Origin of the sequence: Pseudomonas fragi, assembly GCF_025426255.1 — a bacterium.
Classification (GTDB): Bacteria; Pseudomonadota; Gammaproteobacteria; order Pseudomonadales; family Pseudomonadaceae; genus Aquipseudomonas; species Aquipseudomonas kulmbachensis.
Genome location: NZ_CP104861.1, coordinates 3,469,801 through 3,495,323, shown reverse-complemented (window position 1 = coordinate 3,495,323; position 25,523 = coordinate 3,469,801). Strand labels below are relative to the sequence as shown.

The window sequence follows — 25,523 nt, the reverse complement described above, 5'->3', positions numbered from 1 at the left end:
GGCAGATACTGATGAGACTCAAGCAACAATCTGTGCTTTTTGCCGTATGTGCCATTGGCTTTGGTGGCAATGCAATGGCCAACCTGACGTTCGAGGGCACCCTGATAGAACCCCCGCCCTGCACTATAAATAGCGGTGCCAGTATCGTTATCGACTTCGAGAAAATCGGCGTCAGAACTATCGATGGGGTGAACCACCGCAAACCGGTGAATTACACCATTACCTGTTCCCCTGGCACTCAGGCGTGGGAAATGGTCTTGAAGGTGACGGGTACGGCAACGCCTTTTGAATCGTCAGCCGTGCAGTCCAGTGTCACCGACCTTGGCGTCAGACTTCTGAAAGATGGAGTGCCGTTAGCACTCAACACACAGGTGCTGATTAATCCTGCAGAGCCACCGATGCTGGAAGCCGTACCGGTCAAGAAGTTGGGCTCCTCGCTGAGCCTAGGCGGGTTTACGGCCATGGCAACACTGCTGGCTGATTACCAGTGAGGACGGTGTCTCAGCAAGTGAATGCGGCCAGTGATAGGCAGATATTGAGTAATGGCGCCAATGTGATTGCTTTTAAGGTCGTTGTCAAAGCAGAGCCGCAGGCCATTACCAATCATTCAATAGTGCCCGGGTACTTTGCTGCCGTTTCGACTTTTACGTTGGGCTACCTTTAAAGGTGCGCAAATTTTGTAGTGCTATTTTATGTTGAAGAGATTTATATGAGATATCTAACTGGGTTGATGTTGTTTATGCTGGCTCATATTGCCAGCGCAGTAGAGTGTCGGGTAAATGGTAGCGCTTGGGCAGATGCGGAGAAACTTTCATTTAATGTATATGTCGATGTAAAAGCGAGTACTAGCCTCACCGATAAGATTTTGCTGGATTACGCGATGGACTGCAGGCATAATTCGGCTACTAGTTCTAATCCCGTTCTAAGAATCGCCCCACTTACCACTAGGGGGGTCGTTTTGGCGTGGCCGTATGTTCATCTCACGGGCGGATTAAGGTTTAACGATACTAATTACCCAATACCGGTAGCGTCCAATATTATACTCGCGACGCACAGAAATGAGCCGTATGTGAGTGTGGGGGGGCGACCATATTTAAACATTACCAGGACGCCTGGTAATTATATGAATATCCAGTCGTCGGCGGGAGAAATCGCTAGAGTGAATTTGTTCATGCATTTCACTAATAATTTTGGCTCGAAGTCTTTCGATACGACTATCTTTATTTATCCACGTAACTCACTCAACTTGAACCCGTCAACCTGCACGATTAATGATGACAAGCCCATTGAAGTGGACTTTGGTTCGGTGGATCCTGTTGCGATCCCGGAATCGCCATATGATTCAACCAATAGTAGAGCTGTCGCTCTTAATTACTCATGCCCTGATCTCGGTATTACCACGCCCATACACATCATTTTGCAGGGTAGTGGCGCTTTGTTCAACTTGGGGGGGCTTGCCACCAGTAATACCGATCTTGCCGTCAGGATGGTGCGTAATAATGGTGGAGTACCTGTAGGACTTCCTTTCGCGACTAGTATCACCAACAGTTCAGGGGGGGATACGGTCGTGTTTTCTCTTTTTCGCAAACCCGGCAGCGTCCCTGCCGCCGGGCCTTTCACAGCGAGTGGCACGCTGGTGATGAGCGTGCCTTGAGTTTTTGAAGGATTAAGGCCTTGTGACATCACCGTGGGAGCGAGCCTGCTCGCGAAGGTCTCAAGAGCGTCGCGATTATCAGTAAACGCGCGCTATGGTTTATGGCCTTCGCGAGCAGGCTCGCTCCCTCAGAGGCACCTACTGGGTGAATCAGGGCGGGCTTTTGATTCTGATATGGCCATTGGCCAAAGTTGGAAGGGTTCTTGCAGTGGCAGGCTCTACGGCGCACATGGCGTCAAAAGTTTGCTAAAGGTTTGTCGCAATGTCCTTGGATCGCTCTCAGTTAATCAACACCGCACGCAGCGGTCTGGCCGGTTTGGGTCGAGGGCAATTGGGCGTGCCGTTGTTGTTGCTGGTGATGCTGGCAATGATGATGTTGCCAATCCCGGCGTTCCTGCTGGACGTGTTTTTTACCTTCAATATTGCGCTGTCGATTGTGGTGCTGTTGGTGTGCGTCTACGCCCTGCGGCCCCTGGATTTTGCGGTGTTCCCCACCATTTTGCTGGTCGCCACCCTGATGCGGCTGGCGCTCAACGTGGCTTCGACCCGGGTGGTGATGCTCCACGGTCAGGAAGGGCACGCGGCGGCAGGCAAGGTGATTCAAGCCTTCGGTGAGGTGGTGATCGGCGGCAACTACGTGGTCGGTATCGTGGTTTTTGCGATTTTGATGATCATCAACTTCGTGGTGGTGACCAAAGGTGCCGGGCGCATTTCCGAGGTCAGCGCACGTTTCACCCTCGATGCCATGCCCGGCAAACAAATGGCCATCGACGCCGACCTCAACGCCGGGCTGATCGATCAGAACCAGGCCAAGCTGCGCCGTCAGGAAGTCGCCCAAGAGGCCGAGTTCTACGGCTCGATGGACGGTGCCAGCAAATTCGTACGCGGTGATGCAATCGCCGGTCTGTTGATTCTATTTATCAACCTGATCGGCGGCATGGCGGTGGGTATCTTCCAGCACGGCATGACGTTCAGCGAAGCGGGCAAGGTTTACGCCTTGCTGACCATCGGTGACGGTTTGGTGGCGCAGTTGCCATCCCTGCTGCTGTCCACCGCAGCCGCGATCATGGTGACCCGTGCCTCGGGCTCCGAAGACATGGGCAAGCAGATCAATCGCCAGATGTTTGCCTCGCCCAAGGCGCTGGCGGTGTCGGCAGGTTTGATGGCGGTGATGGGGATTGTGCCGGGCATGCCGCACTTTTCCTTCCTGAGCCTGGCCGCCGTTGCCGGTGGCGTGGCGTACCTGATGTGGAAAAAACAGAACGTGGTCAAGGTCCAGGCCCTGCAAGAGGTCAAGCGCCAGCAAGAGTTGCTGCCGTCGCCTGCCCGTGCGCAAGAGACCAAGGAGCTGGGTTGGGATGACGTGACGCCCATCGACATGATCGGGCTCGAAGTCGGCTATCGGCTGATCCCGCTGGTAGACCGCAATCAAGGTGGCCAGTTATTGGCGCGGATCAAGGGGGTGCGTAAAAAGTTGTCCCAGGATTTGGGCTTTCTGATGCCGACCGTGCATATCCGCGACAACCTCGACCTGGCCCCCAGTGCCTATCGCTTGACCCTGATGGGGGTGATTCTGGCCGAGGCCGAGATCTACCCGGACCGCGAAATGGCGATCAATCCGGGGCAGGTATTCGGCACGCTGAACGGGATTACCACCAAAGACCCGGCCTTTGGTCTGGAAGCGGTGTGGATTGAAGTCAGTCAGCGCAGCCAGGCGCAATCGCTGGGCTATACCGTAGTGGATGCCAGCACCGTGGTGGCGACGCACCTTAACCAGATTTTGTACAAACACTCCCATGAGCTGATCGGGCATGAAGAAGTGCAGCAGTTGATGCAGTTGCTGGCCAAGTCTTCGCCCAAGCTGGCCGAGGAGCTGGTGCCGGGCGTGCTGAGCCTGTCGCAGTTACTCAAAGTGTTGCAGGCCTTGTTGGCTGAGCAGGTGCCGGTGCGCGATATCCGCAGCATTGCCGAAGCCGTCGCGAACAATGCCCATAAGAGTCAAGATACTGCCGCTTTGGTTGCCGCTGTGCGCGTGGGCCTGTCCCGCGCCATTGTGCAAAGTATTGTAGGCGTTGAGTCTGAGCTGCCTGTGATCACCCTTGAGCCAAGGTTGGAACAAATATTGCTCAATAGTTTGCAGAAGGCCGGACAAGGCCAGGAAGAGGGCGTTTTGCTGGAGCCAAGCATGGCAGAGAAACTCCAGCGCTCGTTGATCGACGCTGCTCAGCGTCAGGAAATGCAAGGTAATCCAGTGATCCTGTTGGTGGCAGGCCCGGTACGCGCAATGCTTTCGCGCTTCGGCCGTCTGGCGGTGCCCAACCTGCATGTGCTGGCTTACCAGGAAATCCCTGACAACAAGCAGGTCACGATCGTTGCGACAGTAGGCCCTAACGGCTGAGGGTTTGGTTTATGCAAGTGAAGCGATTTTTCGCCGCCGATATGCGTCAGGCCATGAAGCTGATCCGTGATGAGCTGGGGGCTGACGCCGCCATTATTGGCAACCGCCGGATCGCCGGGGGCGTTGAGTTGACCGCGGCCCTGGACTACAAGCTGTCCGCGCTGGCACCCCGTGTCCCGAACATTGAGCTCGAAGAAGAACTGCGCAAGACCCAGTCGCGGATTGTCTCGGCCCAGGCCGAGTTGAGCCTGCGCGGCGAAGGCGAGGCGGGCGTTAACCGTCAGCTGTTTGCCGGTTTGCCGCTGACTGCCGCCGAGCCGTTGATCGAGCCGACGCTGGAAGAGCCGCCACGCCCTGCGCCTGCGCCCGTCGCACCGACGGTTGATCAGCGCGCATTCGACAATATGCGTCATGAGCTGAACGGTTTGCGTGAATTGCTTGAAGTGCAGCTCGGCTCGTTGGCCTGGAGCCAGTTGCAGGATGCCAAGCCAGCGCAGGCCAATCTGTGGCGCCGCTTGCAGCGTATCGGCCTGTCCGGGCCGCTGTCGCGTGATCTGCTGGCCCAAGTGGCCGGTATCGAAGAGCCGCGCCAGGCCTGGCGAATGTTGCTGGCGCACCTGGCGCGGATGATCGCTACACCGGAGCTGGAGCCGCTGGAAGAGGGCGGCGTGATTGCGATGGTCGGGCCTGCAGGGATGGGTAAAACCACTACGCTGGCCAAGCTGGCGGCGCGTTATGTACTCAAGTACGGCGCGCAGAATATCGCTCTGGTGAGCATGGACAGCTTTCGAATTGGCGCTCAGGAGCAACTCAAGACCCTGGGCCGAATTCTCAATGTACCGGTGACCCACGTCGCTCCCGGCCAGTCGTTGGGCCAGACCCTCGAGCCGTTGGTGCGCAAGCGCGTGGTGCTGGTGGATACCGCGGGCCTGCAGGCCAGTGATCCGGCGTTGCGTTTGCAGCTTGAAAGCCTGGCCGGGCGCGGGATCAAGGCGCGAAATTATTTGGTATTGGCCACCACCAGCCAGAAACAGGTGCTGACGGCGGCGTACCTCAGTTACAAGCGTTGCGGGTTGGCGGGTTGCATCCTGACCAAGCTGGATGAGACAGCAAGCCTGGGCGAGGTGTTGAGCCTGGCGATCAGCAATGCGCTGCCGGTGGCTTATCTCACTGACGGCCCACGGATTCCGGACGACCTTCACTTGCCGCGTCGGCACCAACTGGTGAGTCGCGCAGTGAGTGTGCAGATGCAGGAAGAACCCAGCGAAGAAGCTATGGCAGACATGTTTGCCGATATCTATCACAGCCCTCCCAAACGGGTCGGCTGAGGCAGTCAAGATTACGTTGCAATGTACCTACATCGGATGGTCTGAAAATTTTGTTCCGCAGGGGAACGAGCAGCCAACGCATGTAGCCGCGTCTAAGTAAGACAAGGTAAAGAAAGATCATGGGCAGCATGCATCCCGTACAGGTGATCGCAGTGACCGGCGGCAAGGGTGGCGTCGGTAAAACTAACGTGTCAGTCAACTTGTCCATCGCATTGGCCGAGCTGGGCAGGCGCGTTCTGTTGATGGACGCGGACCTTGGGCTGGCAAATGTCGATGTCCTGCTGGGCTTGACCCCCAAATTTACCCTGGCCGATGTGGTCGAGGGTCGTTGCGAGCTGCGCGACGTATTGCTGCAAGGCCCCGGCGGAATTCGCATCGTGCCGGCGGCTTCGGGCACCCAGAGCATGGTGCATCTGAGCCCGGCGCAGCATGCCGGCCTGATCCAGGCATTCAGCGACCTTGGCGATAACCTGGATGTACTGGTGATCGACACCGCTGCCGGGATCGGCGAGTCGGTGGTCAGCTTTGTGCGCGCCGCCCAGGAAGTGCTGCTGGTGGTGTGCGACGAGCCGACGTCGATCACCGATGCCTATGCGCTGATCAAACTGCTTAATCGCGATTACGGGATGAACCGCTTTCGCGTACTGGCCAATATGGCCCAAAGCCCCCAGGAAGGGCGCAATCTGTTCGCCAAACTGACCAAGGTTACCGACCGTTTTCTGGATGTAGCCCTGCAGTATGTGGGTGCCGTGCCTTACGACGAGTGCGTGCGCAAGGCCGTACAAAAGCAGCGCGCCGTTTACGAAGCGTTCCCGCGCTCCAAGTGCTCGCTGGCGTTCAAGGCCATTGCGCAAAAAGTTGATACCTGGCCATTGCCCGCCAACCCCAGGGGCCACCTGGAGTTCTTTGTCGAGCGTCTGGTGCAGCAAGCAGGGGGGCGTTTTTAATGACGGCCAGCGGTTATCGCATGTACAGCAAGTCGTCGCGTGACACCCAGTATGAGCTGATCGAGCGCTACGCCCCTCTGGTCAAGCGCATTGCCTATCACTTGCTGGCGCGTTTGCCTGCCAGCGTGCAGGTGGATGACTTGATTCAGGCCGGGATGATCGGCCTGCTTGAAGTATCGGGCAAATACGACGCGAGCAAGGGCGCGAGTTTCGAGACTTACGCCGGCATCCGTATCCGTGGCGCGATGCTTGATGAAGTGCGCAAGGGCGACTGGGCGCCGCGTTCGGTGCACCGCAATACACGCATGGTCAGTGATGCAATTCGGGTAATTGAAGCAAAAACCGGTTGTGACGCTAAAGATCATGAAGTTGCGGCCGAACTCCAGTTAAGCCTTGATGATTATTACGCCATCTTGAATGACACCCTGGGCAGCCGCCTGTTCAGTTTTGACGACCTGTTGCAGGACGGCGAACACGAAGGGCTGCATGAAGATGGCGTGAGTGCCCACACGGAGCCATCGCGAGATCTGGAAGACGAGCGCTTCCAGGCCGCCTTGGCCGATGCGATTGCCCATCTGCCCGAGCGCGAGCGTCTGGTGTTGGCGCTGTACTACGACGAGGAGTTGAACCTCAAGGAAATCGGCGAAGTGCTGGGGGTCAGTGAATCCCGTGTCAGCCAGTTGCACAGCCAGTGCGCCGCACGCCTGCGTGCGCGTCTGAGCCAGTGGCGAGCGCACTGACGGGAACACGTGCACTTATTGTGGGAGCGGGCTTGCTCGCGATGGGATCGACACGGTGAATCAGAAAAACCGCGCCGCCTGCATCGCGAGCAAGCCCGCTCCCACAGTCGATTTGGGCGGTTTTTGAAAACGAATTGATTGAATGGCGCGTCCCCAGACAGGACGCGTTTAAGACTGCTTGGAGGTCGAATTGGACAAGAACATGAAAATCCTCATCGTTGATGATTTTTCAACGATGCGGCGGATCATCAAAAACCTGTTGCGTGACCTTGGTTTCACCAACACGGTCGAGGCGGATGACGGCACCACGGCGCTGCCGATCCTCAACCTGGGGCAAATCGACTTTTTGGTGACCGACTGGAACATGCCGGGCATGACCGGTATCGAGCTGTTGCGCCACGTGCGTGCAGACGAAAAACTCAAGCACTTGCCAGTGCTGATGGTGACAGCTGAAGCCAAGCGCGAGCAGATCATCGAAGCGGCCCAGGCCGGAGTTAACGGTTATGTGGTCAAGCCATTCACGGCTATCGCACTCAAAGACAAGATCGAAAAGATCTTTGATCGCATCGGTTGATCGGTTGCCTTGGGGGCGCTATGGAGCATAAAGAATCCACACAGGGTGATTTTGAGTCGACCCTGAAAAAACATGCTCACGAATTGGTCGAAAGCCTTGAAAGAGGCCAATTTGGCGATGCCGTGCAGCTGATTCACGAACTTAACCAGACTCGCGACCGCGGGCTGTATCGCGAAGTCGGCAAGCTGACCCGCGAGCTGCACAGCGCAATAGTCAATTTTCAGATTGACCCGGGAATGCCGCAAGCCGAAGAAGTGTCGCAGATCACGGATGCCACTGAACGTTTGGCCTATGTTGTGAAACTCACTGAAGCGGCGGCCAATCGGACCATGGACCTGGTGGAAAACAGCACGCCGCTGGTCAACGCAATGGGGCACGAAGCCAAGGCCTTGAGTACGGACTGGGGGCGCTTTATGCGTCGTGAAGTCGGTGCCGAGGAGTTTCGTGAGCTAGCGCGTCGGGTTGACAGTTTTTTGACGCGTAGCGAAACGCAAAACAGCATCGTCTCCAGCAACCTGACGGACATTTTGCTGGCTCAGGATTACCAGGACCTCACCGGTCAGGTGATAAAACGTGTGACGCAATTGGTCACGGAAGTTGAAAGCAATCTGCTCAAACTGGTGCTGATGGCCAGCCAGGTAGATCGCTTTGCCGGGATCGAACACGATCGCGATGCACTGCGTGCTGAAAATAATTCGCAAAAAAACCAGGCCAAGGGTGAAGGTCCGCAGATTCATGCCGATACACGTAATGACGTCGTATCCGGTCAGGATGATGTAGACGATTTGCTGTCCAGTTTAGGTTTTTAGGTCTTGAAGAGGCACGGGCGCTGTTGCCCGGCGTCCACGAGCCTATATCAAGGAGCACGTACATGAGCTTCGGCGCCGATGAAGAAATCCTTCAGGATTTTCTGGTTGAAGCCGGCGAGATTCTAGAGTTGCTGTCCGAACAACTGGTTGAGCTGGAAAGCCGACCGGATGATGCGGATCTGCTCAATGCAATTTTTCGCGGTTTTCACACTGTAAAAGGGGGCGCCGGCTTCCTGCAGCTCCATGAGTTGGTGGAGTGCTGTCACATCGCCGAAAACGTCTTCGACATCCTGCGCAAGGGTGAGCGCAGCGTCGACGCGGAGCTGATGGACGTGGTGCTCGAGGCCCTGGATGCGGTCAACGGCATGTTCAGCGAAGTGCGCGAGCGCAGCCCGGTCACCGCCGCAACCCCTGAGTTGCTGGAAGCGCTGGCGCGTCTGGCCGAGCCTGCGGCTGCGCAGGTTGTCGTTGCACCCGTACCTGAGCCAGTGATGGCTGCCGCCCCGGTGAGCGATATCACCGACAGCGAATTTGAACAGCTGCTGAATTCGCTCGACGCGGTCAAGGCTGCTGCGGCAGAACCTGAACCGGTCACCGCGCCAGAGATCACGGCCAGCGACGAAATCAGCGATGCCGAGTTTGAGTTGCTGCTTGACCAGTTGCATGGCAAGGGCCAGTTTTCCTCGGCCGCTGCGGTGGTTGCCGCCGAGCCTGAAGAGGTGCCTGCTGCGCCAGCCGAAGTGAGCAATGAAATCACCGATGACGAATTTGAAGCCTTGCTCGATCAGTTGCATGGCAAGGGTTCGTTCAATACCGATGCGCTGGAAACTGCGACTGTAGCGCCTGTGGCCATTGCCCAGGAGCCTGCTGGCGATCCGAATCTGATCAGCGATCACGAATTCGAAGCCTTGCTCGATGAGATGCACGGCAAAGGCAAGTTCAGTGCTGATTCTGCTGCGGTAGTGGCTGTGGTTGCGCCGGTCAAACCAGTGCCGGCTGCGCGTCCGGCCCCGGCCCGTGCTGCTGCACCTGCGGAAAAACCGGTCGCCTCCGAGGCCGAAACCACGGTGCGGGTGGATACCGCACGGCTCGATGACATCATGAACATGGTCGGCGAACTGGTGCTGGTGCGTAACCGTCTGGTGCGCCTGGGCCTGAACAGCCATGACGAGGAAATGGCCAAGGCGCTGTCCAACCTTGACGTGGTGACCGCCGACCTGCAAACCGCAGTGATGAAGACCCGGATGCAGCCGATCAAGAAAGTATTCGGTCGCTTCCCGCGGCTGGTACGTGACTTGGCGCGTCAGCTGAAAAAAGAAATCAGCCTGGAGTTGGTGGGCGAAGAAACCGACCTGGACAAAAACCTGGTCGAAGCCCTCGCCGATCCGCTGGTCCACTTGGTACGCAACGCGGTCGATCACGGTTGCGAAACCCCGGAAGAACGCGCAGCCGCAGGCAAACCGAGCTGTGGCCGGGTGATTCTGTCCGCCGAGCAGGAAGGCGACCATATCCTGCTGTCGATCTCCGATGATGGCAAAGGCATGGACGCCAATTTCCTGCGCTCCCTGGCCGTGAAAAAAGGCCTGATGGACAAGGACGCAGCTGATCGCCTGAGCGAGAGCGACTGCTACAACCTGATTTTTGCGCCGGGCTTCTCGACCAAAACCGAGATCAGCGATGTGTCCGGGCGTGGCGTGGGCATGGACGTGGTGAAAACCAAGATTGCCCAGCTCAACGGCTCACTGAGCATTGAGTCAGTCCTGGGGCGCGGCTCGAAAATCGTGATCAAGGTGCCGTTGACCCTGGCGATCATGCCAACCCTGATGGTGATGCTGGGCAACCAGGCATTTGCCTTCCCGCTGGTCAACGTCAACGAGATTTTCCACCTTGATCTGTCACGCACCAACGTGGTCGACGGCCAGGAAGTGGTGATCGTGCGCGACAAGGCGCTGCCATTGTTCTACCTCAAGCGTTGGCTGGTAGCCTCGGCCGCCCATGAAGAGCAGCGCGAAGGGCATGTGGTGATTCTGTCGGTCGGGACCCAGCGCATCGGCTTTGTGGTCGATCAGTTGGTCGGTCAGGAAGAAGTGGTGATCAAACCGTTGGGGAAAATGCTCCAGGGCACGCCAGGCATGTCGGGCGCCACCATTACCGGTGATGGCCGTATTGCCTTGATTCTGGATGTTCCGAGCATGCTCAAGCATTACGCATCACGGCGTATTTGATTCTGGTGAGTCGGGCGTGCCCCGACGGCCTAACGGAGTGTTTATGGTAGTCAAGGTCCTGGTGGTGGATGATTCCGGTTTTTTCCGCCGTCGCGTCTCGGAAATTCTGTCGGCTGATCCGACGATTCAAGTGATCGGCACTGCCACCAATGGCAAGGAAGCGATTGATCAGGCGCTGGCGCTCAAGCCGGACGTGATCACCATGGATTACGAGATGCCGTTGATGGATGGCATCACGGCCGTGCGCCATATCATGCAGCGCTGTCCGACCCCGGTATTGATGTTTTCCTCGCTGACCCACGAGGGCGCTCGCGTCACCCTCGATGCGCTGGATGCCGGTGCGGTGGATTTTCTGCCGAAAAATTTCGAAGACATCTCGCGCAATCCCGAGAAGGTCAAACAGATGCTGTGCGAAAAGGTCCACAGCATCTCGCGCAGCAACCGGCGAATGTCCAGCTACAGCGCCCCGGCACCTGTGGTTCCGACTCCAGCGCCCCGGCCAGCACTGGGTGGCTTTACAGCGCCAGCCGCCGTTGCCGCACCTGCACGCACCACGCCGATTGCCAGCCGTGGCGCAACAGCGCCAAGCACAACCTCTGGCGCGCCCAAACGCAAGGCGTACAAGTTGGTCGCCATCGGAACATCGACCGGTGGCCCGGTGGCCTTGCAGCGGGTATTGACCCAGTTGCCGGGCAACTTCCCGGCGCCGATTGTGCTGGTGCAGCACATGCCCGCGGCGTTCACCAAGGCGTTTGCCGAGCGCTTGGACAAGCTGTGCCGCATCAGCGTCAAGGAAGCCGAAGACGGCGATATCCTGCGCCCTGGTCTGGCCCTGCTGGCGCCAGGCGGCAAGCAAATGATGATTGATGGTCGTGGCGCGGTACGCATCCTGCCGGGCGACGAGCGCCTGAACTACAAACCGTGTGTGGATATCACCTTCGGTTCTGCGGCCAAGTCCTTTGGTGACAAAGTTTTGGCGGTGGTCTTGACCGGCATGGGCGCAGACGGTCGTGAAGGCGCTCGTATGCTCAAACAGGGCGGTAGTCAGGTGTGGGCGCAGGACGAAGCCAGTTGTGTGATTTACGGCATGCCCATGGCCATCGTCAAAGCCAACCTGGCCGATGCGGTGTACAGCCTCGATGACATCGGCAGGCATCTGGTCGAGGCTTGCCACTGATGGACGTGCTCAGCCTGATTGGCATCATCATGGCGTTTGTCGCGATCATCGGCGGCAATTACCTGGAAGGCGGCCATTTAGGCGCGCTGGCCAATGGCCCGGCGGCGTTGATCGTGCTCGGCGGCACAGTGGGGGCGGCGTTGTTGCAGTCGCCCATGAGTGCGTTCAAGCGGGCGATGCATACCGTGGTGTGGATCTTGTTTCCGCCGCGTATCGACATGGCGGGCGGCATCGACCGTGTCGTCAACTGGAGCCTGACGGCGCGCAAGGAAGGCTTGCTGGGCCTTGAAGGCGTGGCCGATACCGAGCCCGACAATTATTCGCGCAAGGGCCTGCAATTGCTGGTCGACGGGGTTGAGCCAGAAACCATTCGCAGCGTGCTGGAGGTCGATTACATGACCCAGGAAAGCCGCGATATCGAGGCCGCGAAAGTCTTTGAAAGCATGGGCGGCTACGCGCCGACCATCGGCATTATCGGCGCCGTCATGGGCCTGATCCACGTGATGGGCAATCTGGCCGATCCGGGGCAATTGGGTAGCGGTATCGCCGTGGCGTTTGTAGCGACCATTTACGGGGTGGCCAGTGCCAACCTGGTGTTGCTGCCCATCGCCAGCAAGCTCAAGGCGATTGCCATGCGCCAATCGCTGTACCGCGAGATGTTGCTCGAAGGCATTTTGTCGATAGCCGAAGGCGAAAACCCACGCTCCATTGAACTCAAGCTGCAAGGCTTTACGGGTTAACCATGAGCCGTCGCCGTCGCCCCGTTGATGAGCACGTCAATCACGAACGTTGGCTGGTGTCCTACGCGGATTTCATCACCTTGCTGTTTGCTTTCTTCGTGGTCATGTACTCGATTTCTTCGATCAATGAAGGCAAGTACCGGGTGGTCTCCAAGGCGCTGGTGGGGGTGTTTAGTGACACCGAGCGCAGCATCAGACCGGTGCCCATCGGTGAAGAGCGGCCGCTGACGACCCAGCCTGCCGAGCCCTTGATCAAAGACAGTGAACATACCGATGCAGGCCTTGGGCAAGTGCCGGATGACCCGCTTAAAGCCATCGCCAATGACATCACCAATGCCTTTGGCGACTTGATCGCATCCAGGCAATTGACGGTGCGCGGCAATGAGTTGTGGGTCGAGATTGAACTCAATTCCAGCCTGTTGTTCGGCAGCGGAGATGCGATGCCCAGCAATGCGGCGTTCAACATTATCGACAAGGTGGCGGCGATCCTTAAGCCGTTCGAGAACCCGATTCACGTCGAGGGTTTTACTGACGATTTGCCGATTCGGACCGCGCAATATCCCACCAACTGGGAGCTGTCTTCGGCCCGCTCGGCGAGCATCGTGCGCATGCTCGCAATGCAGGGGGTGAACCCCGGCCGCATGGCGTCGGTGGGCTACGGCGAGTTTCAGCCGGTGGCCAATAACGCCACACCAGAGGGGCGCGCGCTCAATCGTCGGGTGGTGCTGGTGGTGTCGCGCAACCTTGAAGTGCGTCGCAGCCTGACCGCCACCGGAACCGCCAACGCAACACCGGATGCTGCCCTGAAGCGGGCTGGCACACAAACTGCACCGCCACCCACACAGCCGCTGGTTCGCGGGGATGCCGTCAATTCCCCGTCACCAAACCTTTAATCTCGGCCGGCACGCATGCAGCCGGGAGGAACCACAGAATGAGAGTCTGGGCAGTAGCCAATCAAAAAGGTGGGGTCGGCAAGACCACCACATCCATCGCTCTGGCCGGTTTGCTGGCAGAGGCGGGCAAGCGCGTGGTCGTGGTCGATCTCGACCCGCACGGCTCCATGACCAGTTACTTCGGGTATGACCCCGATGGTCTGGAACACAGCGTTTATGACCTGTTTCTGCATCAGGGGCAGGTGCCTGAAGGCTTGGCTGCACAATTGCTGCTGCCCACCAGCCACGAAAAGATTGCCTTGCTGCCGGCCACCACGGCACTGGCAACCCTGGAGCGTCAGGCGCCGGGACAAAGCGGCTTGGGGTTGGTGATTGCGCGCAGCCTGGCGCAACTGTGGCAGGACTATGACTACGCCATCATCGACAGCCCGCCGATTCTGGGGGTGCTGATGGTCAACGCATTGGCGGCCAGCCAACAGTTGATTATCCCGGTGCAAACCGAGCATCTGGCGCTCAAAGGCCTGGAGCGGATGGTCCACACCCTGCGCATGATCAACCGTTCGCGTACGCAAGAGCTGCCGTTCTGCATCGTGCCGACCTTGTTCGACCGCCGCACCCAGGCTTCGATGAGCACCTTGCGGGTGTTGCGCGATGTGTATCCCGACACTCTGTGGCAGGGTTTTATTCCGGTCGATACCCGGTTGCGCGATGCCAGTCGGGCCGGGCAGACACCATCGCAGTTCGACGAGAAAACCCGGGGAGTTATCGCTTATCGTGCGTTGCTCAAGCACGTCCTGACCCGCCAGCTTGCACCGCAGGTGGCGTGAGGTGGGCGAGCATTCAAGTATCGGCCGTGCTTGGCCGATAACGTCTACAGGTCTCTGTCGCGAGGCTGTTGAGTGGGGCACTTTATGACGCAGCCGATAGCACTTTCCAACCGACCGCAATTGGCGTTGCAGTCGTACCTCGACGACTTGCTGTTCGATGCAACGCAAGCGGCGCTGGTTGAGTCGGACGAGTTTGCCGACGCCATTCTTGAAGAGCAGGTGCGCGATGCCCGTGCCCTGTCTCTGGAGCAGGCTGCGCTAACACCTGCCGAAGAGCCACTGGCGATGCCGGTAGAGTTGGCGCAGGTGGGCGTGCCCGCTGAGACGCTGGCCCATCCACTGGTTGAAGTGCATCGGCCGAGTGCGCCGGGTGCGCACTTGCCGATACCGGATGATGGCCGCCCTGCGTGGGCTGCTGAGCCTTTCGAATGCCTGTTGTTCGACGTGGCCGGGCTAACCCTGGCGGTGCCTTTGGTGTGCCTGGGTTCGATTTATTCACTGGCCGGGCGTGAACTGACCCCGCTGTTTGGTCAGCCCGACTGGTATCTGGGAATTCTGCCCAGCCAGGGCGGCAAGCTCAACGTGCTGGACACGGCGCGCTGGGTGATGCCCGAGCGCTATCGCGATGATTTTCGCGAAGGCCTGCAATATGTCATTTCAGTACAGGGCTACGAATGGGGGCTGGCGGTGCATCAGGTCAGCCGCTCGTTGCGCCTGCACCCGAACGAAATCAAATGGCGCTCCCAGCGCGGGCAGCGGCCGTGGCTGGCGGGCACTGTGATTGAACACATGTGTGCACTGCTGGATGTGGAGCAATTGGCGCAGTTGATCGCCAAAGGCAAATCATAAGAACAAGCCTGGTGGACGCCCATCTGTAGGGGGAGCCGCCGGTTATCAGAATTTTGCAGTATTTCAGTCAGGGGTTTGGGGTATGAAACAGTCAGCGGCACAGGGGTTGGAAGATCCGATCCTGCAATGGGTTACCTTCAAGCTGGATAACGAGACCTATGGCATCAACGTGATGCAGGTGCAGGAAGTGCTGCGTTACACCGAAATCGCCCCGGTTCCGGGTGCGCCTTCCTACGTGCTGGGCATCATCAACCTGCGCGGTAACGTAGTGACGGTGATCGACACGCGTCAGCGTTTTGGCTTGTACAGCGCCGAAATTACCGATAATTCGCGGATTGTCATCATTGAAGCCGACAAACAAGTGGTCGGTATTCTGGTCGACAGCGTGGCGGAAGTGGTTTACCTGCGTCAGTCTGAAATCGAAACGGCGCCTAATGTGGGCAACGACGAGTCGGCCAAGTTTATCCAGGGCGTGTGCAACAAGAACGGCGAACTGCTGATTCTGGTTGAGCTGGACAAAATGATGACCGAAGAAGAATGGTCGGATCTGGAGAACATCTGATTGATCCTTGAGGTGGCGGTAATCGTCCTCGGCCTGCTGTGGGCCGTGACCCTGTGGCTGTTCGTCAGCCACGTACGCCGCCAGCGGGTGCTTGCGGCGCAGCAGGTGGCGGGCGATGAACAGCGTGACCGGCGCCTCAGGGAACTGACGCGGCGCCTGGACACCTACCAGAACGGTAATGTGCAAATGGGTGAAGACCTGCACGAACTGCGCGCCGTGGTCGCGCCGCTGCCCGAAAAGCTGACCCAGCTTGAACAGCGCGACCCCACCAGCCTGTCGTTCAACCAGGCGGCGCGTCTGGTCAGCATGGGTGCCAGCGTCGACGAACTGACCCAGTCTTGCGGACTGACTCAGGCCGAGGCCGAGTTGATGAGCAAGATGTACAAAGGCTGAACGTTCTAACCGCCAGACCATTTCTTCCCCCTGTTTACCAGATGCATCGCGCGAGGACGTTGTCCTCGATCGCAGCCTTGCTGCTACAGAGATACTTCAAGCGTGGGAGCGAGCCTGCTCGCGAAGATCATTCGCGAGCAGGCTCGCTCCCACTGGGGCTTGACCTGGAACAGAGTATCTACAAGGCCGGTGGTTTCTGTAGCCGCTGTCGAGCAGCGCGAGGCTGCGATCGGCTGCGTAGCAGTCGCCAGTTCATTCACCCCGGTTTTGCGAGTATTTTTTAGCGGCAGGGGAGGATTTATGGCGGTGTTATATCCCGCTCACCCGGAACCGCATCCGGGTCAAATCCCACCGGGAACTTGCCTTTAAGCTGCCAGGCAAAGGCAATGATCTCGGCCAACGTCCGGTACAGCTCCTGTGGGATGCTGTCGCCTAACTCCATTCGCGCCAATAACCTGACCAGCTCAGCATTCTCATAAATAGGCACTTCGTACTCGCGGGCCAGTGCGAGGATGGCTTCGGCCAGTTCGTCATCTCCCTTGGCGGTGAGGGTCGGGGCCTGTTTGCCGTCGTATTTGAGGGCAATCGCCTGGCGCGGTTCAGGTGGGTTATTCATGCGGTTTCATCCACCCAGCGTTGTTCCAGTTTGGTATGGCTGCTTGGTGGTGGTGTGCCTTGATGGCAATCCAGATCGGTCACGCTCAACCCCGCGTCAAGCAAGCGCTGGCGCAAGTTGCCCAGTTGGCTCTCGATCAAGTTCACCGTGTACGCTCGCTCAGCCCAGAGCTGGCCCGACAGGTTGCCGCGCAGCAGTTGCGCCTGCACATGCAGCGGGCCGAGCGGTGCAAGGTCAAAGGCCAGTTCTACGCGCCACAGTTGATCCTTGATGTCTCGGGCCTCGGGTTTGTCCTGCGGTTGTTTCTCTGGCGGATCTTCGCGCTGGAATTTGACCTGTAACGGCACGATGTCATGAGCATTGCGCATCGGGATTTCCAGTTGCCAAGTGGTCAGCACGGCGCCATCGGCCGTGCGCCCGCTTTGCTCCAGACTCGACAGCTGATGGCTTTGCAGGCGCGAAATGGCTGCTGCGGCCAATTTCAGCAAGCTATCCAGACTGTCTTCTCTTTCGCCGCTCTGCATTGACCGCTGAGGCAGGGGGAACCCGCCGGGTTGTGGCTTGGCACTGACCTGGCCAAGCATGCCCAAGGCATTGCGGACAAAGGTCGGCAAGGCCTGGGCCTGGGTGCTGGCGGCCATGCCGGGGTTGAAGCTGGTACTGGCCGGCACGCCGGGCAGGATCTGCGCAATCAGGCGCAGCAGGGTGGCCTTCATGTCCGGGGCCAAGGCCAGGGGTTGGCCACTCAGCAGTCGGGCCTCCAAAAATGCACCGCTGTTGAGCAGGGCGTCACTCAGGCCCTTGGGGTTACTCAATTGCGCCGTGGTAGGCAAACCGGCTAACAGCCTGTCGATGGATGTGCGAAGTTCGCTAGGCATGTCGGCAGTGGGGGGCAGTTTTTGCAGGGCATTGAGCAGCCCCTCCAGCGAGCCTTGGCGGCTTTGTTGTGTGGCCAGTTGTTGCGCTACCGCCAGTTGTTCCTGACGCCCGCTGAGCGGTACAAAGCTCAAGCTTTGCGGGCCGTTCACCTGCGCGCTGAGCAAACTGCCGATCCGCAAAGGCTGTGGGCTATCCAGGGTCAGGGTGCTGCCGCTCAGGGCGCTGTTGAGCAGGGTCACCAATGAGCGATAGACCGCCGGTTGCCCGGCTGGCTGGGCTAACACCTGGGTGGTCAGCACTTTGCCTTGCAGCAGCGTGCCCACCGGCAGTTGTTGTGGATCAAGGCGGGTGAGGGTGGCCACGCTGCTGGTCAGCGCCTGTTGCAGGCTGATCGCCAGGTTACCTGCTGAAGGCTGGGTCACGGCCAGTTGCGTGCCCAGCGGCAACGGGAAGTTGCTGCTGGCCTGCACGTTGGTTTCTCGGCCACCGGCCAGGGTCAACTTTAGCAGCAGCTGGAAAGTAAGGTCGTTTTGCTTGAGCGATAACACTTCGGCTTGGGCGCTCTGGCCAGGTCGAATAAGGCCTTCAGCAGGTTGCAGCAACTTGAGCACTTCACCGCCCACAAGACCAGAGCGCAGACTGCTTGGTGCGGTTTGTGGGATGGGTGGGATATTCATGTCGCCTTTCATCGAAACAACCTGTCGAAATTGCCCGCTTTAGAGTAGGACATGGCATGTATAATGCCGCCCCGTCGTTCAGAGACCCTAAAAACATCACAAATGTTTGATCCAGCTCTCTGAAACAGGCCATAAATGCATTTATCCTGCATCACTTTAACGGCCACGCCCGCGCCGACTTGAACCGTGAAGGCCTCAATTACGTGACCAGCCCTCTTTTAGAAGCCGTAGCGCTCGCCTGTGAGCGTGACTGGCGGATGCTGTTCGAAAATCTCGAATTGCGCCTGGCCAGCCACGACATGTTGCAAATCAGTGGCCCCAATGGCAGCGGCAAAACCAGCCTGCTGCGTTTGTTGGCGGGCCTGATGCAGCCAACGGCGGGCGAAGTGCGGCTTAACGGTCAAGCCTTGAGCAGCCAGCGCTACGAACTGGCGAACAACCTGCTGTGGATCGGCCATGCCGCCGGGATCAAGGACCTGCTCACCGCCGAAGAGAACCTCAGCTGGCTCTGCGCCTTGCATCGTCCGGCCACTCGCGAAGCGATCTGGACCGCACTGGCAGCGGTAGGGCTCAAGGGTTTTGAAGATGTACCGTGTCATACCTTGTCGGCCGGTCAGCAGCGCCGTGTAGCCTTGGCCCGGTTGTATCTGGACAGCCCGCCGTTGTGGATTCTCGACGAGCCGTTCACCGCGCTCGACAAACAGGGCGTGGCGCAACTCGAAGAGCACCTGGTCCGCCATTGCGAAGGTGGCGGCATGGTGGTGCTCACCACGCACCATACGTTGGCCCGGATGCCGGCCGGTTACCGCAATATCGACCTGGGGCAGTGGGCTGTATGAGTGTGTTCGGGACGTTGGTGGCGCGTGAAGCGCGTTTGTTGTTTCGCCGCCCGGCCGAGTTGGCCAATCCGTTGGTGTTTTTCGCGATTGTGATCGCGATGTTTCCGTTGGCCGTCGGCCCGGAGACTAAATTGTTGCAAACCTTGTCTCCAGGGCTACTGTGGGTGGCTGCGCTTTTAGCGGTTTTACTCTCGCTGGACGGGCTTTTTCGCAGTGATTTCGAGGACGGATCGCTGGAGCAGTGGGTCCTTTCGTCGCACCCCCTGCCTCTACTGGTATTGGCCAAGGTACTGGCACACTGGGCGTTTTCCGGTCTGGCACTGGTGATTCTGTCGCCACTGCTGGCCTTGATGCTCGGGCTGCCGGTGGCTTGCCTGCCAGTGTTACTGATGTCGCTACTGCTGGGCACGCCGGTGTTGAGTTTACTTGGGGCCGTGGGGGCTGCGTTGACCGTAGGCCTCAAGCGTGGCGGCCTGCTCCTGGCGTTGCTGATTCTGCCTTTATATATCCCGGTGCTGATTCTTGGCAGTGGCGCCCTGCAGGCGGCATTACAAGGCATGCCCGTAACCGGTTATTTGCTGTGGCTTGGTAGCCTGACCGCCTTGGCAGTAACCCTGACACCCTTTGCAATAGCCGCCGGCCTGAAAATCAGCGTCGGCGAATAATGAGGTCTGGCCCCCGTGGGCCAGTAAAGACCCTGGCTGGCATGACACTCAACCTGTCGTGACCGGCACCGTGATGGAAACAGCGTGATGAACTGGACTTGGTTTCACAAACTCGGCTCGCCCAAATGGTTCTATGCCATCAGTGGGCGGCTGTTGCCGTGGTTAAGCATTGCCGCCGTGTTGCTGATTACCTGCGGAGTGGTCTGGGGCCTGGCGTTTGCACCGCCGGACTACCAGCAGGGCAACAGCTTTCGGATTATTTATATCCATGTTCCGGCGGCCATGCTGGCGCAGTCCTGCTACGTGATGCTGGCAGTGTGCGGTGTGGTGGGGCTGGTGTGGAAGATGAAAATCGCCGACGTTGCCCTGCAAGCCGCGGCGCCCATCGGTGCCTGGATGACCGCCGTAGCGCTGGTCACCGGTGCCGTGTGGGGCAAGCCAACGTGGGGCTCGTGGTGGGTGTGGGATGCGCGCCTGACCTCGATGCTGATTCTGCTGTTTCTGTATTTCGGCCTGATCGCCCTGGGCAACGCCATCACCAATCGCGACAGCGCGGCCAAGGCCTGCGCTGTGCTGGCGATTGTGGGGGTGATCAATATTCCGATCATCAAATACTCGGTGGAGTGGTGGAACACCCTGCATCAGGGCGCGACCTTCACCCTGACCGAAAAACCGGCGATGCCCATGGAAATGTGGATGCCGCTGCTGCTGACCGTGTTGGGCTTTTATTGCTTCTTTGGCGCGGTGCTGCTGTTGCGCATGCGCCTGGAAGTGCTCAAGCGAGAGGCTCGCAGCAGTTGGGTCAAGGCTGAGGTGTTGAAGGCTCTGGAGGGTGCGCGATGAGTTTTGCTTCTTTTGGCGACTTTATCGCCATGGGTCATCACGCGGTGTATGTCTGGTCGGCCTATGGCATTTGCCTGGCGGTACTGGGGTTGAATGTGGCGCTGCCGATCATGGCGCGCCGACGCTATCTGCAACAAGAGGCGCGCCGCTTGCGTCGGGAGAATTCGAAGTGAATCCGCTGCGTAAAAAACGCTTGATCATCATCCTCGCGATTCTGGTGGGGGTGGGCGCTGCCCTGGCCTTGGCCCTGAGCGCCTTGCAGCAGAACATCAACCTGTTTTACACCCCGACTCAGATTGCCAATGGCGAAGCGCCACTGGACACCCGCATCCGTGCCGGTGGCATGGTTGAGGCCGGTTCGCTCAAGCGCTCGGGCGACTCACTGGATGTGCAATTTGTAGTCACCGACTTCAACAAGTCCGTAACCATCACGTATCGCGGCATCCTGCCGGACCTGTTCCGTGAAGGGCAGGGCATCGTCGCGCTGGGCAAGCTCAATGCCCAGGGTGTGGTGGTGGCCGATGAAGTACTGGCCAAGCACGACGAAAAATACATGCCGCCCGAAGTGACCAAAGCGCTGAACGAAAGTGGCCAATCCGCGCCTGTACCGGCGAGTGAGGGTAAGTAATGATGTCTGGACTGTTTATTCCTGAATTGGGCCACCTGGCCATGATTCTGGCCCTGTGCTTCGCCATCGTGCAGGCCATCGTGCCGCTGCTGGGTGCCTGGCGTGGCGACAAATTGTGGATGAGCCTGGCGCAACCCGCCGCGTGGGGCCAGTCTGCCTTTTTGCTGTTCTCGTTCGGCTGCCTGACCTATGCCTTTATGGCCGATGATTTCTCGGTGGCGTACGTGGCGAGCAACTCCAACAGCGCGCTGCCGTGGTACTACAAGTTCAGTGCCGTGTGGGGCGCCCACGAAGGCTCATTGCTGTTATGGGCGATGATTCTGGGTGGCTGGACCTTCGCGGTGTCGATCTTCTCGCGGCAATTGCCGCAGGTGATGCTGGCGCGGGTGCTGGCGATCATGGGCATGATCAGTGTGGGTTTCCTGCTGTTTTTGATCCTGACCTCGGACCCATTCGTACGCTTGCTGCCGCAGATTCCTTCGGACGGTAATGACCTTAACCCACTGTTGCAGGATATCGGCCTGATTGTTCACCCGCCGATGCTGTACATGGGTTATGTCGGTTTCTCTGTGGCATTTGCCTTCGCCATTGCCGCCTTGCTCGGTGGTCGTCTGGACGCCGCATGGGCGCGCTGGTCGCGTCCGTGGACCATCGTGGCGTGGGCCTTCCTGGGCATAGGGATCACCCTCGGTTCCTGGTGGGCTTACTACGAACTTGGCTGGGGCGGCTGGTGGTTCTGGGACCCGGTGGAGAACGCCTCGTTCATGCCATGGCTGGTGGGTACTGCACTGATTCACTCGCTGGCCGTCACGGAAAAACGTGGTGTGTTCAAAAGCTGGACCGTATTACTGGCCATTGCCGCGTTTTCGTTGAGCTTGCTGGGCACCTTCCTGGTACGTTCCGGCGTGCTGACCTCGGTGCATGCGTTCGCCTCCGACCCGGAGCGCGGCGTGTTTATCCTGATCTTCCTGCTGTTTGTGGTGGGCGGTTCGCTGACCCTGTTTGCGTTGCGCGCGCCGGTGGTCAAAAGTCACGTCAGCTTCAAGTTGTGGTCCCGCGAAACCTTGCTGCTGGGCAATAACCTGGTGCTGGTGGTGGCCGCGTCAATGATTCTGCTTGGCACCCTGTACCCGCTGATTGTGGATGCCATCAGTGGCGCCAAGATGTCGGTGGGCCCGCCGTACTTCAACGCACTGTTTATCCCGTTGATGGGCTTGCTGATGGTGGTGATGGCCGTCGGCATGCTGGTGCGCTGGAAAGACACTCCGGTCAAATGGTTGTTGGGCATGCTGACCCCTGTGTTGCTGGGCAGCGCGGCCCTGTCGGCGATTGCCGGCGTGGCTTATGGCGACTTCAACTGGGCCGTGATGACCACCTTTATGCTGGCCGCTTGGGTGCTGTTGGCCGGGGTGCGTGATATCGGTGACAAAACCCGCCACAAAGGCCTGGTCAAAGGTGTGCGCAGCCTGACCCGCAGCTATTGGGGCATGCAGATTGCCCACCTGGGTATCGCGATGTGCGCGCTGGGTGTGGTGTTGTCGAGCCAGAACAGTGCCGAGCGCGACCTGCGCCTGGCGCCGGGCGAGTCGATGGAACTGGGCGGTTATCACTTTATCTTTGAAGGTGCCAAACACTTCCAGGGCCCCAACTTCACATCGGACAAAGGCACTGTGCGAGTAGTGCGCAATGGTAAGGAAGTCAGTGTGCTGCACCCTGAAAAACGCCTGTACACGGTGCAGAACTCGATGATGACCGAAGCCGGGATTGATGCCGGTTTCACCCGCGATCTGTATGTGGCGCTGGGCGAGCCTCTGGGTGACGGCGCATGGGCTGTGCGGGTACATGTGAAACCGTTTGTGCGCTGGATCTGGTTCGGCGGTCTGCTCACTGGTTTTGGTGGACTGCTGGCAGCGATGGACCGTCGCTACCGGGTCAAGGTTAAAAGCCGGGTGCGCGAAGCACTGGGCATGACAGGAGCCACGGCATGAGACGTTGGTTGATGCTGATCCCGCTGGCCGTTTTTCTGGGCATGGCGTGGTTTCTATACAGAGGCTTGTACCTGGACCCGACCGAGCTGCCGTCGGCGATGATCGACAAGCCGTTCCCGGCGTTCAGCCTGCCTGCGGTCGAGGGCGACAAGGTCCTGACCGAGGCTGACCTCAAGGGCAAACCGGCGCTGGTCAACGTGTGGGCCACCTGGTGCATATCGTGCCGGGTCGAGCACCCGGTGCTGACCAAGTTGGCTGAGCAGGGCGTGGTGATCTACGGCGTGAACTACAAGGACGTCAATGCAGACGCGAAAAAGTGGCTCAAGGATTTCCATAACCCGTATCAGCTGGACATCAACGATGCAGACGGCACCCTGGGTCTGGACCTGGGTGTGTACGGCGCTCCCGAGACCTTCCTGATCGACAGTCAAGGCATCATCCGGCACAAGTTTGTCGGCGTGATCGACGACACCGTGTGGCGCGAACAACTGGCCGGCAAGTATCAGGCACTGGTTGACGAGGCCAAGCCATGAAGCGCTGGTTAGCCGCCGTGGTATTCGGCTTGACGCTGACGGGTATTGCTCATGCGGCCATCGACACCTACGAGTTTGCCAATGACGCCGAGCGCGAGCGCTTCCGCGAACTGACCAAGGAACTGCGTTGCCCCAAGTGCCAGAATCAGGACATTGCCGATTCCAACGCACCGATTGCCACCGACCTGCGCCGCGAGATTTTCCGCATGTTGGGCGAGGGCAAGGACAACCAGCAGATCCTCGATTTTATGGTTTCTCGCTACGGCGATTTCGTGCTCTATAAACCGGCGCTGACCAGCAAGACAGTCGTGCTTTGGTTTGGCCCGCTGGCCTTGCTGGTGGGTGGTCTGGTGGTAATTGGCGTCATCGTCGGGCGCCGCCGTCGTACAGAGCAGGCCGAAGGCTCGGACACACTTTCTGCCGAGGAGCGTAAGCGCCTCGACACTTTGCTGGATAAAACCAAAGATGATTGATTTCTGGCTCGCAGCAGGCTTGCTGCTACTGATAGCCCTCAGCTTTTTATTGATTCCGGTATTGCGTGGGCGCCGCGCCCAGCGTGAAGAAGACCGTACTGCATTGAACGTCGCCTTGTACCAGGAGCGCGTGGCCGAATTGCAGGTCCAGCGTGAAGAAGGCGTACTGACTGCCGAGCAGCTCGAAACCGGCCGCGCCGAAGCTGCCCGCGAATTGCTGGCGGACACCGAAGGCGTGGCGCCGGGGCGGGTTTCCAGCCTGGGCAAGGCCATCCCGCTGCTGGCGGCGGTAATGGTGCCGGTCCTGGGCTTGGGCCTGTACCTGCACTTTGGCTCCAGCGATAAGGTCGAGCTGACTCGCGAGTTCTCGCAGCCGCCGCAATCCCTTGAAGAAATGGTCGCGCGCCTTGAACGTGCTGCCGCCGCGCAACCTGACTCGGCCGAAGGTCTGTACTTCCTGGGCCGTGCCTATATGGCGCAAAACCGTCCGGCTGATGCAGCCAAAGTGTTCGAGCGTACGGTCACGCTGGCAGGGCGTCAGCCTGAGCTGCTGGGGCAGTGGGCGCAGGCGCAGTACTTTGCCGACGATAAAAAGTGGAGTGACAAGACCCAGGCACTGACCGATGAAGCCTTGAAGGCCGACCCGAAAGAAGTCACCAGCCTGGGCCTGCTGGGCATTGCAGCCTTTGAAGACCAGCGCTTCCAGGAGGCCATTGGCTACTGGCAGCGCCTGATGAATGAATTGCCCGAAGGCGACACTTCACGCGCCGCCCTGGAAGGTGGTATCGCCAAGGCCCGCGAACAACTGCTGGCCAACGGGGGCAAGGTTGAAGCTGCGCCTGCGGTCAAGGCCCAGGCGTCGATCAAGGTCAGCGTTGATCTGGCTGACGCGGTCAAAGCCAGTGTCCTGCCGGGCGATAGCGTGTTTATCTTCGCCCGTGCGGTGTCCGGCCCACCGGCGCCGCTGGCGGTCAAGCGCGTGACCGTGGCGGACCTGCCCATCACCGTTGAGCTGGGCGATGTCGACGCCATGATGCCGCAATTGAAACTGTCGAACTTTCCTGAAGTCCAACTGATGGCACGCATCTCCCGTGCTGGCCAGCCGACGGCGGGCGAGTGGGTAGGGCGCAGCAAACCGCTGTCCAGCAGCACCAAGGCGTTGCAACAGCTGACCATCGATAGCCCGGACAAATAAAGTTGATGCAATCGATGTAGCCGCTGTGCTGCCCATCGCAGCCTGCGGCAGCGGCGACAGGTTCATCACTA

The 25,523-nt window shown here is 59.0% G+C and carries 27 protein-coding genes; 25 read left to right on the top strand and 2 right to left on the bottom strand.

All coding sequences use genetic code 11. The features are described 5' to 3' along the window. Positions 1-11 precede the first annotated feature (11 nt). From N7D90_RS16210 to N7D90_RS16135, 16 genes are all read left to right on the top strand, one after another. Entirely contained in the window at positions 12-491 is a 480-nt protein-coding gene (locus tag N7D90_RS16210) for a fimbrial protein (RefSeq protein ID WP_261738956.1), read from the top strand. Positions 492-1,123: 632 nt separating this feature from the next. After that, positions 1,124-1,654, top strand: a complete 531-nt coding sequence (locus tag N7D90_RS16205; RefSeq protein WP_261738955.1) for a fimbrial protein — start codon at positions 1,124-1,126, stop codon at positions 1,652-1,654. Between the two features lie 268 nt (positions 1,655-1,922). Further along, positions 1,923-4,052: a flagellar biosynthesis protein FlhA gene (flhA, locus tag N7D90_RS16200; RefSeq protein ID WP_261742462.1), complete on the top strand. Its 2,130-nt coding sequence runs from the start codon at positions 1,923-1,925 to the stop codon at positions 4,050-4,052. Positions 4,053-4,063: 11 nt separating this feature from the next. Further along, the gene (flhF, locus tag N7D90_RS16195) at positions 4,064-5,380 is read left to right on the top strand and encodes a flagellar biosynthesis protein FlhF (protein WP_261738954.1); all 1,317 of its coding nucleotides are present in this window, start codon (positions 4,064-4,066) and stop codon (positions 5,378-5,380) included. A 119-nt stretch (positions 5,381-5,499) separates the two neighbouring features. Next, positions 5,500-6,327 carry a flagellar synthesis regulator FleN gene (fleN, locus tag N7D90_RS16190; RefSeq protein ID WP_016781547.1) on the top strand — a complete coding sequence of 276 codons (828 nt, stop codon included), beginning with the start codon at positions 5,500-5,502 and terminating at the stop codon, positions 6,325-6,327. Further along, on the top strand, positions 6,327-7,067 hold the full coding sequence (fliA, locus tag N7D90_RS16185) for an RNA polymerase sigma factor FliA (RefSeq protein ID WP_261738953.1): 741 nt from the start codon (positions 6,327-6,329) through the stop codon (positions 7,065-7,067). Before fleN ends, fliA begins: the two co-directional genes overlap by 1 nt. A 202-nt stretch (positions 7,068-7,269) precedes the next feature. Then, positions 7,270-7,641, top strand: coding sequence for a chemotaxis response regulator CheY (locus N7D90_RS16180; protein ID WP_261738952.1), 372 nt, complete (start codon positions 7,270-7,272; stop codon positions 7,639-7,641). Positions 7,642-7,661: 20 nt separating this feature from the next. Then, positions 7,662-8,450 (top strand): protein phosphatase CheZ, encoded by a 789-nt coding sequence (locus N7D90_RS16175; protein ID WP_261738951.1) that lies wholly within the window; start codon positions 7,662-7,664, stop codon positions 8,448-8,450. Positions 8,451-8,512: 62 nt separating this feature from the next. Further along, a complete protein-coding gene (locus N7D90_RS16170) occupies positions 8,513-10,675 on the top strand; it encodes a chemotaxis protein CheA (protein WP_261738950.1) in 2,163 nt (720 codons plus the stop codon). A gap of 43 nt (positions 10,676-10,718) precedes the next feature. Then, positions 10,719-11,852, top strand: coding sequence for a chemotaxis response regulator protein-glutamate methylesterase (locus N7D90_RS16165; RefSeq protein ID WP_261738949.1), 1,134 nt, complete (start codon positions 10,719-10,721; stop codon positions 11,850-11,852). Beyond that, positions 11,852-12,592: a flagellar motor protein gene (locus tag N7D90_RS16160; RefSeq protein WP_261738948.1), complete on the top strand. Its 741-nt coding sequence runs from the start codon at positions 11,852-11,854 to the stop codon at positions 12,590-12,592. Before N7D90_RS16165 ends, N7D90_RS16160 begins: the two co-directional genes overlap by 1 nt. A gap of 2 nt (positions 12,593-12,594) precedes the next feature. Further along, the gene (gene motD, locus N7D90_RS16155; RefSeq protein WP_261738947.1) at positions 12,595-13,485 is read left to right on the top strand and encodes a flagellar motor protein MotD; all 891 of its coding nucleotides are present in this window, start codon (positions 12,595-12,597) and stop codon (positions 13,483-13,485) included. A 38-nt stretch (positions 13,486-13,523) separates the two neighbouring features. Further along, positions 13,524-14,312 carry a ParA family protein gene (locus N7D90_RS16150; protein WP_261738946.1) on the top strand — a complete coding sequence of 263 codons (789 nt, stop codon included), beginning with the start codon at positions 13,524-13,526 and terminating at the stop codon, positions 14,310-14,312. 84 nt (positions 14,313-14,396) lie between these two features. Then, positions 14,397-15,161: a CheW domain-containing protein gene (locus N7D90_RS16145; protein ID WP_261738945.1), complete on the top strand. Its 765-nt coding sequence runs from the start codon at positions 14,397-14,399 to the stop codon at positions 15,159-15,161. Between the two features lie 82 nt (positions 15,162-15,243). Next, positions 15,244-15,723 carry a chemotaxis protein CheW gene (locus tag N7D90_RS16140; RefSeq protein WP_261738944.1) on the top strand — a complete coding sequence of 160 codons (480 nt, stop codon included), beginning with the start codon at positions 15,244-15,246 and terminating at the stop codon, positions 15,721-15,723. Then, positions 15,724-16,116: a DUF2802 domain-containing protein gene (locus N7D90_RS16135; protein ID WP_261738943.1), complete on the top strand. Its 393-nt coding sequence runs from the start codon at positions 15,724-15,726 to the stop codon at positions 16,114-16,116. A gap of 298 nt (positions 16,117-16,414) precedes the next feature. Here the strand turns inward: N7D90_RS16135 and N7D90_RS16130 are convergent, their stop codons facing one another. Together N7D90_RS16130 and N7D90_RS16125 are read right to left on the bottom strand one after the other, a co-directional pair. Beyond that, a complete protein-coding gene (locus N7D90_RS16130) occupies positions 16,415-16,732 on the bottom strand; it encodes an EscU/YscU/HrcU family type III secretion system export apparatus switch protein (RefSeq protein ID WP_261738942.1) in 318 nt (105 codons plus the stop codon). Continuing rightward, positions 16,729-18,300, bottom strand: a complete 1,572-nt coding sequence (locus tag N7D90_RS16125; RefSeq protein WP_261738941.1) for a flagellar hook-length control protein FliK — start codon at positions 18,298-18,300, stop codon at positions 16,729-16,731. Before N7D90_RS16125 ends, N7D90_RS16130 begins: the two co-directional genes overlap by 4 nt. A gap of 245 nt (positions 18,301-18,545) precedes the next feature. Here N7D90_RS16125 and ccmA point away from each other — a divergent pair, with 245 nt between their 5' ends. The 9 genes from ccmA (at position 18,546) to ccmI (ending at position 25,452) form a co-directional block, all read left to right on the top strand. Beyond that, positions 18,546-19,127: a cytochrome c biogenesis heme-transporting ATPase CcmA gene (gene ccmA, locus N7D90_RS16120; RefSeq protein WP_261742461.1), complete on the top strand. Its 582-nt coding sequence runs from the start codon at positions 18,546-18,548 to the stop codon at positions 19,125-19,127. Then, positions 19,124-19,792 carry a heme exporter protein CcmB gene (ccmB, locus tag N7D90_RS16115; protein ID WP_261738940.1) on the top strand — a complete coding sequence of 223 codons (669 nt, stop codon included), beginning with the start codon at positions 19,124-19,126 and terminating at the stop codon, positions 19,790-19,792. The genes ccmA and ccmB overlap by 4 nt, the downstream gene beginning before the upstream one ends. 84 nt (positions 19,793-19,876) lie before the next feature. Beyond that, the gene (locus N7D90_RS16110) at positions 19,877-20,635 is read left to right on the top strand and encodes a heme ABC transporter permease (protein WP_219261020.1); all 759 of its coding nucleotides are present in this window, start codon (positions 19,877-19,879) and stop codon (positions 20,633-20,635) included. Beyond that, positions 20,632-20,808: a heme exporter protein CcmD gene (ccmD, locus tag N7D90_RS16105; protein WP_261738939.1), complete on the top strand. Its 177-nt coding sequence runs from the start codon at positions 20,632-20,634 to the stop codon at positions 20,806-20,808. The genes N7D90_RS16110 and ccmD overlap by 4 nt, the downstream gene beginning before the upstream one ends. Continuing rightward, on the top strand, positions 20,805-21,263 hold the full coding sequence (gene ccmE, locus N7D90_RS16100) for a cytochrome c maturation protein CcmE (RefSeq protein WP_261738938.1): 459 nt from the start codon (positions 20,805-20,807) through the stop codon (positions 21,261-21,263). The genes ccmD and ccmE overlap by 4 nt, the downstream gene beginning before the upstream one ends. Next, positions 21,263-23,251, top strand: coding sequence for a heme lyase CcmF/NrfE family subunit (locus tag N7D90_RS16095; protein ID WP_261738937.1), 1,989 nt, complete (start codon positions 21,263-21,265; stop codon positions 23,249-23,251). The genes ccmE and N7D90_RS16095 overlap by 1 nt, the downstream gene beginning before the upstream one ends. Then, positions 23,248-23,784: a DsbE family thiol:disulfide interchange protein gene (locus N7D90_RS16090; protein WP_261738936.1), complete on the top strand. Its 537-nt coding sequence runs from the start codon at positions 23,248-23,250 to the stop codon at positions 23,782-23,784. The genes N7D90_RS16095 and N7D90_RS16090 overlap by 4 nt, the downstream gene beginning before the upstream one ends. Beyond that, positions 23,781-24,257, top strand: a complete 477-nt coding sequence (locus tag N7D90_RS16085; RefSeq protein WP_261738935.1) for a cytochrome c-type biogenesis protein — start codon at positions 23,781-23,783, stop codon at positions 24,255-24,257. The genes N7D90_RS16090 and N7D90_RS16085 overlap by 4 nt, the downstream gene beginning before the upstream one ends. After that, positions 24,250-25,452 (top strand): c-type cytochrome biogenesis protein CcmI, encoded by a 1,203-nt coding sequence (gene ccmI, locus N7D90_RS16080; RefSeq protein WP_261738934.1) that lies wholly within the window; start codon positions 24,250-24,252, stop codon positions 25,450-25,452. The genes N7D90_RS16085 and ccmI overlap by 8 nt, the downstream gene beginning before the upstream one ends. Positions 25,453-25,523 lie beyond the last annotated feature (71 nt).

Excerpts from the sequence above, each read along its gene's own strand:
- N7D90_RS16210 (WP_261738956.1), top strand. The coding sequence starts at position 12 with ATGAGACTCAAGCAACAATCTGTGCTTTTTGCCGTATGTGCCATTGGC.
- N7D90_RS16205 (WP_261738955.1), top strand. The coding sequence starts at position 1,124 with ATGAATATCCAGTCGTCGGCGGGAGAAATCGCTAGAGTGAATTTGTTC.
- flhF (WP_261738954.1), top strand. The coding sequence starts at position 4,064 with ATGCAAGTGAAGCGATTTTTCGCCGCCGATATGCGTCAGGCCATGAAG.
- fleN (WP_016781547.1), top strand. The coding sequence starts at position 5,500 with ATGGGCAGCATGCATCCCGTACAGGTGATCGCAGTGACCGGCGGCAAG.
- fliA (WP_261738953.1), top strand. The coding sequence starts at position 6,327 with ATGACGGCCAGCGGTTATCGCATGTACAGCAAGTCGTCGCGTGACACC.
- N7D90_RS16180 (WP_261738952.1), top strand. The coding sequence starts at position 7,270 with ATGAAAATCCTCATCGTTGATGATTTTTCAACGATGCGGCGGATCATC.
- N7D90_RS16175 (WP_261738951.1), top strand. The coding sequence starts at position 7,662 with ATGGAGCATAAAGAATCCACACAGGGTGATTTTGAGTCGACCCTGAAA.
- N7D90_RS16170 (WP_261738950.1), top strand. The coding sequence starts at position 8,513 with ATGAGCTTCGGCGCCGATGAAGAAATCCTTCAGGATTTTCTGGTTGAA.
- N7D90_RS16165 (WP_261738949.1), top strand. The coding sequence starts at position 10,719 with ATGGTAGTCAAGGTCCTGGTGGTGGATGATTCCGGTTTTTTCCGCCGT.
- N7D90_RS16160 (WP_261738948.1), top strand. The coding sequence starts at position 11,852 with ATGGACGTGCTCAGCCTGATTGGCATCATCATGGCGTTTGTCGCGATC.
- motD (WP_261738947.1), top strand. The coding sequence starts at position 12,595 with ATGAGCCGTCGCCGTCGCCCCGTTGATGAGCACGTCAATCACGAACGT.
- N7D90_RS16150 (WP_261738946.1), top strand. The coding sequence starts at position 13,524 with ATGAGAGTCTGGGCAGTAGCCAATCAAAAAGGTGGGGTCGGCAAGACC.
- N7D90_RS16145 (WP_261738945.1), top strand. The coding sequence starts at position 14,397 with ATGACGCAGCCGATAGCACTTTCCAACCGACCGCAATTGGCGTTGCAG.
- N7D90_RS16140 (WP_261738944.1), top strand. The coding sequence starts at position 15,244 with ATGAAACAGTCAGCGGCACAGGGGTTGGAAGATCCGATCCTGCAATGG.
- N7D90_RS16130 (WP_261738942.1), bottom strand. The coding sequence starts at position 16,732 with ATGAATAACCCACCTGAACCGCGCCAGGCGATTGCCCTCAAATACGAC.
- N7D90_RS16125 (WP_261738941.1), bottom strand. The coding sequence starts at position 18,300 with ATGAAAGGCGACATGAATATCCCACCCATCCCACAAACCGCACCAAGC.
- ccmA (WP_261742461.1), top strand. The coding sequence starts at position 18,546 with ATGCTGTTCGAAAATCTCGAATTGCGCCTGGCCAGCCACGACATGTTG.
- ccmB (WP_261738940.1), top strand. The coding sequence starts at position 19,124 with ATGAGTGTGTTCGGGACGTTGGTGGCGCGTGAAGCGCGTTTGTTGTTT.
- ccmD (WP_261738939.1), top strand. The coding sequence starts at position 20,632 with ATGAGTTTTGCTTCTTTTGGCGACTTTATCGCCATGGGTCATCACGCG.
- N7D90_RS16095 (WP_261738937.1), top strand. The coding sequence starts at position 21,263 with ATGATGTCTGGACTGTTTATTCCTGAATTGGGCCACCTGGCCATGATT.
- N7D90_RS16090 (WP_261738936.1), top strand. The coding sequence starts at position 23,248 with ATGAGACGTTGGTTGATGCTGATCCCGCTGGCCGTTTTTCTGGGCATG.
- N7D90_RS16085 (WP_261738935.1), top strand. The coding sequence starts at position 23,781 with ATGAAGCGCTGGTTAGCCGCCGTGGTATTCGGCTTGACGCTGACGGGT.
- ccmI (WP_261738934.1), top strand. The coding sequence starts at position 24,250 with ATGATTGATTTCTGGCTCGCAGCAGGCTTGCTGCTACTGATAGCCCTC.